The sequence below is a fragment of the Rhodococcus koreensis genome, from assembly GCF_900105905.1.
GTDB lineage: Bacteria > Actinomycetota > Actinomycetes > Mycobacteriales > Mycobacteriaceae > Rhodococcus_F > Rhodococcus_F koreensis.
In genome coordinates, this window is the sequence record NZ_FNSV01000005.1 from 5878045 (window position 1) to 5884573 (window position 6529).

The window sequence follows — 6529 nt, forward strand, 5'->3', positions numbered from 1 at the left end:
CGACGCCTACGCGTGTGCGCCGACGTGGTCGAGGTGCGCCGTCATGCCCATCGCGGTGGCGGGATCGGTATCCCATCCGATGGCGGTCGCCGCGAGCAGTGCTGCCGCGGTCGCGGTGACCTGGGGTTCGGGGATCACGGTAAGGTCGCGGCCGGTGACCGCCTTCTTGGTCTCGACCCATCCGGGGGATCGGGACCAACCACCTGCGGCGTAGACGGCAGGCTGCCCGGGTAGGCATGCCGCGACTGCGTCCTGTGCGCGGGCACCGATCCGCGCGAGGGCGCCGAGAACCGCGGAGGCACGGGAGAGCGGTGACGTGGGGGCGTCGGGGGTGTAACGGGGCAGCGCGCCGCCTCGGCTGCCGGGGACGAACACCGGCGCGTGCAGGTAGTCGTCGGGTGGGGTGTCGCCGGAGATCATCTCCTGCAGGCGGGCACCGACGGCGGCGTCCTGGGAGGCCCATTCGACGTTGCGGGCGAGTTCCTCCACGGACAGCACAGTGGTTCCGGCAGAAAGGATTCCGGGTGCGACATCGAGGTCGTCGCTGCGGGGTATGCCTGCCTCGGGAGCCTGGGCGACGACGACCTCGGCGGTGCCCATCGAGTCGAGGACGGCACCGGGGTCCATCGCATGCACTCCCCAGCCGCCGATCGGGTGATCGTGGCCGCCGGCGACGACGACGGCGTCGGGGTCGATGACACCCGCGGTGACGAGGCGGTCGGAGAGGAACCCGCCGATGACGTCACCGGCCCGGCGCACCGGTGGCAGTAGGGCGGCCGTGCCGATACCGGCGGCCACCCGGTCGTCGATCCACCGCCGGCTGTGACCGTCCCACGCGGCGGTGCGGGCGGCGAGGGTGTCGCTGAAGAACGGGGTGCCGGTCCACACACTCGACGGATAGTCGGTGAGCGCGACCCACGACCGGGCCTGCGAGGCGCCGGGTTGGTCTGTTGCCCAACGCCATCCGACGAGGGTGCGTGCGGCGTCGTCGGCGGTGCAGAGCGCCGCGTCGGGCCGTAGGCGCGGGGCCAGATCGGCGAACACGTCGGCGCGCCGGGTGTCGAACCAGGCCAGCGCCGGGGTGAGCGGGGTCAGGGCGTCGTCGACGAGCACACCGTCCTCGCCGACCCCGGCCACGCTCACCGCGTGCACCCGGTACGTGTCCGAGCAGATGTCGAGGATCATCTCCTCGATCGCGAACAGCAGATGTTGTGCGTCGACGGACAGGTCGACCGCACCTCGGGGAGTGGTGCGCCGACGCCTGGCGACGACCGCCCCCTGAGGTGTGAGCGCCACGACCTTCGTGTTCGTGCTCCCGATATCGACTCCGCACACCACCGGTGAGCGCCCGCTGCGGTCTCGTGTCATCTGTACTGTCCTCGTCGTCTGCCGTTGGAGTACCCGCTCAGGCGGGGAAACTCACCTTCCGGGTCAGGGTGCCGATCTCCTTGAGCACGCGTTCGCCTTCGCTGCGTTCGCGTTGCCAGATGTTGCGGCCGACGATGATTCCGCGGGCGCCGGCGCGCAGGGTCTGCCCGATGGCGTCGACGGTGTCGTTGACGTCGCCGGCGAGGGGTCCGCCGGCGATGACGAGGGGGACGCGGAGTTCTTTGACGAGGCGGGCGGTGCGTTCCTCGCCGGGGAAGGCGATCTTGATGATGTGGGCGCCGAGGTCGTAGGCGATGCGGGCGACCTTCTCCTCTTCGACGACGACGTCGTCGGTGCGGGGTGCGCCCATGATGACCGGTTCGAGGACGAGGGGGATGTCCCAGGCGTCGCAGGCGGTGACGATCTTGCCGACGCGGGCGCACATGGCGGCGCGTTCGCTGCGGGAGATGTTCCAGGGGAAGAGCATTTTGACGGCGTCGACGCCCATGCGGACGGCTTCTTCGACGGTGGTGATCAGTTCGTGGGAGCCGCCGCCGTCGAGGGTGGTGACGTCATAGTAGGTGTCGATGGTGAGTACGCGGCTCAGGTGTGGGTGTTCGGCGAAGAATTTTTCGGTTTGTTTGACCTGTCCGGGGGTCATCATGAATCCGGTGACGTCGGTGTCGGCCCAGGCGGCGAACGGTGCGGAGGGGGTTTCGAGGCCTTTGATGCGGTCGAAGATCAGTCCGTGATCGACCGGCATGATGATCGCCGCCCGGTCGTTCGGCAGTGTGCGGCGCATCCGGTATTCCATGCTCATTTTCGGTTCACTTTCCTTCGTGGGTTCGTTCGAATGGTTTTCAGGTACAAAGCGGCTAGTGCGTCCAGGCTGCGTCGACCGGTCCGTCGTGACCGCCCACCGCGGCCGCCGCGCACTGGATCAAGAGGGCGACGGCGACGGCGCCGGGGTCGAGCACGCCGCGGGCGACCTCGCCGACGTACGACGCGCGGCCTCGGCGGGCCACGATGTCGCGGGTGGTCAGGGCGCCCGCTCGCGCGGCCTCGGCGGCAACGTTCAGCGCGCCGACCGGGTCCGCGTCGGCGGCCGCCTGCTCGCTCAGCGCCTGTGCGGCGGGAACCAGGGCGTCGACCATCGTCTTGTGCCCGACCTGCGCCTTCCCGTACCGCTGCACGGTCGCCACCGCCGCGGCCAGTCCGTCGGCGAGTTCGGTCAGGGTCGGGGTGTCCCCGGTCGCGCAGCGGGCGATGTCCCGGAAGAACATTCCGAACAGCGGGCCGCTGGTGCCGCCGGTGCCGAGGAACCCGCGCGAGACGGCGGTGAGCCACGCGGTGAACGTCTGCGGCGACGTCGCGGCGATCTCGTCCTGGACCCGGGTGAACGCGGAGGTGAGGTTGGTGCCGAAGTCGCCGTCCCCGGCCTGGCGGTCGAGTTCACCGAGGGCGGTGGCCGCGCCGCCACCGGTGGAGGTGCCCAGCACCGTGGTCAGCATCGCGGCCACCCAGCGGGGCGCGAAGGTGGTCGGCAGTGCCGTTGCGGTCGTCGAGTTCATGTGTTGGGCTCCTTACCAATTCAGCGCGGGGGTCCGTACAGGGGCGTCCCACAGTTTCAGTAGGTCGGCGTCGACGGGGGTCAGGGTGACCGAGAAACCGTGCATGTCGAGGGAGGTCACGTACGTGCCGACGAGAGTGCGTGCGACGGTGATGCCCTGCGCGCCCAGGAGCCGGTGCACGGCGCGGGCGGCGATCGACAACTCCAGCGGGTAGGCGCCGCCGAGCCCGTTGACGATGGCCAGGACGGCGGAGCCGCGCCCCAGCCCCAGATCCCGGACCAGCGGGGTGACCAGCATTTCGCTCAGTTCGTCGGCGGAGGCGTACCGGGCGCGGGAGATGCCGCGTTCGCCGTGGATACCCACGCCGAGTTCGACCTCGTCGGCGGCCAGGTCGAACGCCGGGCGGTCCTCGCCGGGGTGGGTTCCCGCCTGCAGGGCCAGGCTCATCGTCCGGGACGTGCGGGCGACGCGGCGGGCGGCGTCGGCCACCTCGGTCAGTGATCCGCCGAGTTCGGCGCGGGCTCCGGCGATCTTCTCCACCGCGACCACCGCCGCGGTGCCGCGGCGGCCCGGTCCGTCGGCGTCGCCGTCGGTGTCGGTGTCGGTGGCGAGGTCGTCGTCGACCAGCACCATCTCGGTGTCGACGGCGTGGTCGCCGGCCAGTTCGCCGGCGATGGTGAAGTTCAGGACGTCACCGGTGTAGTTCTTCACGATCTGGACCACGCCACGGCCGCTGTCGGCGGCCAGCGTGCCCTCGTGGACCTGCAGGGCGGTGGGGCTGGCGAACACGGCCCCGGGGACGGCGACGTCGAGCATGCCGCGGCCGACGAACCCGGCGTGCAGCGGTTCGTGCCCGGACCCACCGCCGGAGACGAGTCCGACCTTGTCCCGGGCGGGGGTGGCGCGGCGGATCAGGCCGCGATCGGTGTCGTAGGACACCAGGTCGGGGAAGGACAGTTCCATGCCCTCCAGCGCCTCCGTCACGGCGGCGCCGGAATCGTTGATGATCTGCCGTTTCATTGCGGCGGCTCCTTCGAAATCGAGTACTGCGGTGCGCCGCTGCGCGGCACGGGTGGGATGTCGTGGGTGGAATGCCGGGCCGCCCCCTGGGCGGAGGCGGCCCGGCTGTCTGGGGGACCGCGGACCGGGTGTGGTTACCGGCTCGCGTCGCCGGTCACCGTGGTGTTGTTGTCGTGGTGGTCGATCACGTGGTGGGTTTCGACGTCCAGGTCGCTCAGGCTCAGGCCCTTCTCGACGATCTCCTGCGACTCGGGCGGCAGGGTCAGCCAGTGCACGCACAGCGCGGCGACCACGTACAACCCGGCGAAGATGATGGTGACACCGCCCGCGCCGATCAGGCCGAGGAAGACCGCGACGATCAGCGGGCCGACGAACGTCGCGGCACCGGCGCCGAGGTTGAGCACCGCGATCGCGTTGCCCTTCTTCTCCGGGGCCATCAGCGACATCAGCACCGAGATGGGGGTGAACCCGGCCAGGGTGATGCCGAACAGCGCGGCGCACAGCGCGGCCACCCAGTAGGCGCCGAAGGTCTGCGGCAGGAAGTACAACAGCAGGCTGCTGACCGCGCAGCCGAGGCAGCCGAAGATGCGGAGGGTGCGGTGCCAGCCGATCTTGTCGCTGACGATGCCGAAGATCAGGTTGGCGAAGATGTTGGAGGCGCCGACGATGAACACGAGACGCAGCCAGCCGCTGGTGCCGAAACCGAGGTCGTCGGAGAAGATCGTCGGCAGGAACACCAGGAACCCGAATTGCGGTGCGGTGTTGATGATCCGGATGACGCAGCCGAGACCGACCCGCGGGTTCTGGAACGCGATCGCGATGCTCGCGACCAGACTCTGCCCGGTGGTGGTCGAGTGCGGGGCCAGCCGGTCACCGCCGGAGACGCCGCGCAGCCCGATCAGGGCGAGCAGGCCGCCGGTGATCACGATGCCCAAAGACAGCCACAGCGTGGTGTATTCGCCGATGATCGGCTCGGTTCCGCTGGCGAGCAACGAACCGAGGGTGGGCAGGCCGCCGGTGAAGGCGAAGTAGAACCAGCCGACGGCCGAGCCCAGCCGGCGGGCGGGACTCGCGGCGAGCACCCACACCAGGAAGCCGTACGCGAACAGGGGGTATCCCAGCCCGCGGATGCCGTAGCAGATCAGCATCAGCACGTAGTTCTCGGTGCCAAGGGCGACGGCGAGGAACAGTACCTCGAAGACGCCCCAGATCGCGAGACCGAGCCACATAACCCGGCGCGGGCCCCACGTTTCCGACAGCGCCCCCGACAGCCACGACCCCAACGTCACCATCAGGCCGTAGACGCTGATGACGATCGCGGCACGCGAGTCGCTGCCGGCGCCGTGATCGGCCAGATACGGTGCGATATAGCCGGATTCGACACCGTCGCCGATCATGAAGAACAGCAGGCCGACGAAGCCGAGGAACAAGGTCGGGGGAAGGCCGATCCGTTCGATGAACGAGGCGAATCTGCCTTCGGAGATCTGATGTTGCATCGAAATGTCCGATCAGGAGTGGGGCAGGATGTGGACTTTGAGTGCAGAATCGCTGTGCGCGGCGGCAATGGCGTCGCCGTATTCGGCGAGGGGGAACGTGTGGGTGACAAGCTTTTCGACGGTCTCGGTGATGGACGGCATCATCGTGACGGCGTCGGCGAAGGAATTCGCGACCGACTGTGAGCCGACGAACGTCAGCTCGCGGTCGAACAGGTCGTAGGGGCGCAGCGGAATCGTCTTCTCGGAGCTGACGACACCCATCTGCAGCAGGGTTCCGCGTTTGTCGAGCAGGTCGATCGCGGCAGACACGGCAGCGGGGTGGCCGCTGGCCTCGAGCGCGACGTCCGCGCTGCGGGGCGGAAGGCTCTCGTCCGGTGCGAACGCGGCATCGGCGCCGACGTCGAGCGCGGCCTTGCGGCGGGCCGGGCTGGGCTCGACGACGTGGATGGTGCGAGCACCCGCGGCCCGGGCGACGACGACCGCCAGCAACCCGATCGACCCGGCGCCGAAGACGGTGATCCGGCGGTCGGTCAGTGACGGGGAACGGCCGAGGCCGTGCAGCACGCAGGACAGCGGTTCGATCAGCGCGCCGGCGGCCATGCTCATCCCGTTGGGCAGCGCATAGACCACCTTGGTGGGCACGCTCACCAACTCCGCGCACGCCCCATCCGAGGTGACGCCGATCGGCACCAGGTAGTCGCAGAGGTTCGGGGCGCCGGCCAGGCAGTCGGGGCACTTGCCGCAGGCCACGTTCGGATCGACCGCCACGTGCTGACCGACCGCGAAGTTGTCCACACCGGGCCCGACCTCGACGATGCGGCCCGCGAACTCGTGACCGGGCACCACCGGGAACCGGCCGGTCGGGTAGTCGCCGATCACCAGGTGCAGGTCCGTCCCGCAGACGCCGACCGCGGCCGGCTCGATGACGACCTCGCCGACCTGGGGCACCGGGGCGGACGTGTCCACCAACTGGTGATTCCCTTGCCCGTCGAGCACAACTGCGCGCATGTCGTTTCCTCCTCGCTCCTGCGCCGTTCGTTCTGTGCCCGTCTGTCGGACTCATCAGCGCTGTGA

At 69.6% G+C, this 6529-nt stretch carries 6 protein-coding genes; all 6 read right to left on the reverse strand.

Annotated features, from left to right (window positions below; genetic code table 11):
• Positions 1-6 precede the first annotated feature (6 nt).
• The 6 genes from BLV94_RS31270 to BLV94_RS31295 all read right to left on the reverse strand — a co-directional run bounded on the left by BLV94_RS31270 (position 7) and on the right by BLV94_RS31295 (position 6463).
• A complete protein-coding gene (locus BLV94_RS31270) occupies positions 7-1368 on the reverse strand; it encodes an FGGY-family carbohydrate kinase (protein WP_083395728.1) in 1362 nt (453 codons plus the stop codon).
• Between the two features lie 37 nt (positions 1369-1405).
• The gene (locus BLV94_RS31275; RefSeq protein ID WP_072944586.1) at positions 1406-2188 is read right to left on the reverse strand and encodes a class I fructose-bisphosphate aldolase; all 783 of its coding nucleotides are present in this window, start codon (positions 2186-2188) and stop codon (positions 1406-1408) included.
• Positions 2189-2243: 55 nt separating this feature from the next.
• Positions 2244-2939, reverse strand: a complete 696-nt coding sequence (gene dhaL / locus BLV94_RS31280; RefSeq protein ID WP_208613719.1) for a dihydroxyacetone kinase subunit DhaL — start codon at positions 2937-2939, stop codon at positions 2244-2246.
• 12 nt (positions 2940-2951) lie between these two features.
• The gene (locus BLV94_RS31285; protein WP_072944588.1) at positions 2952-3959 is read right to left on the reverse strand and encodes a dihydroxyacetone kinase subunit DhaK; all 1008 of its coding nucleotides are present in this window, start codon (positions 3957-3959) and stop codon (positions 2952-2954) included.
• Between the two features lie 134 nt (positions 3960-4093).
• Entirely contained in the window at positions 4094-5455 is a 1362-nt protein-coding gene (locus BLV94_RS31290) for an MFS transporter (RefSeq protein ID WP_083395729.1), read from the reverse strand.
• Positions 5456-5467: 12 nt separating this feature from the next.
• Positions 5468-6463, reverse strand: a complete 996-nt coding sequence (locus BLV94_RS31295) for an alcohol dehydrogenase catalytic domain-containing protein (RefSeq protein WP_072944590.1) — start codon at positions 6461-6463, stop codon at positions 5468-5470.
• Positions 6464-6529 lie beyond the last annotated feature (66 nt).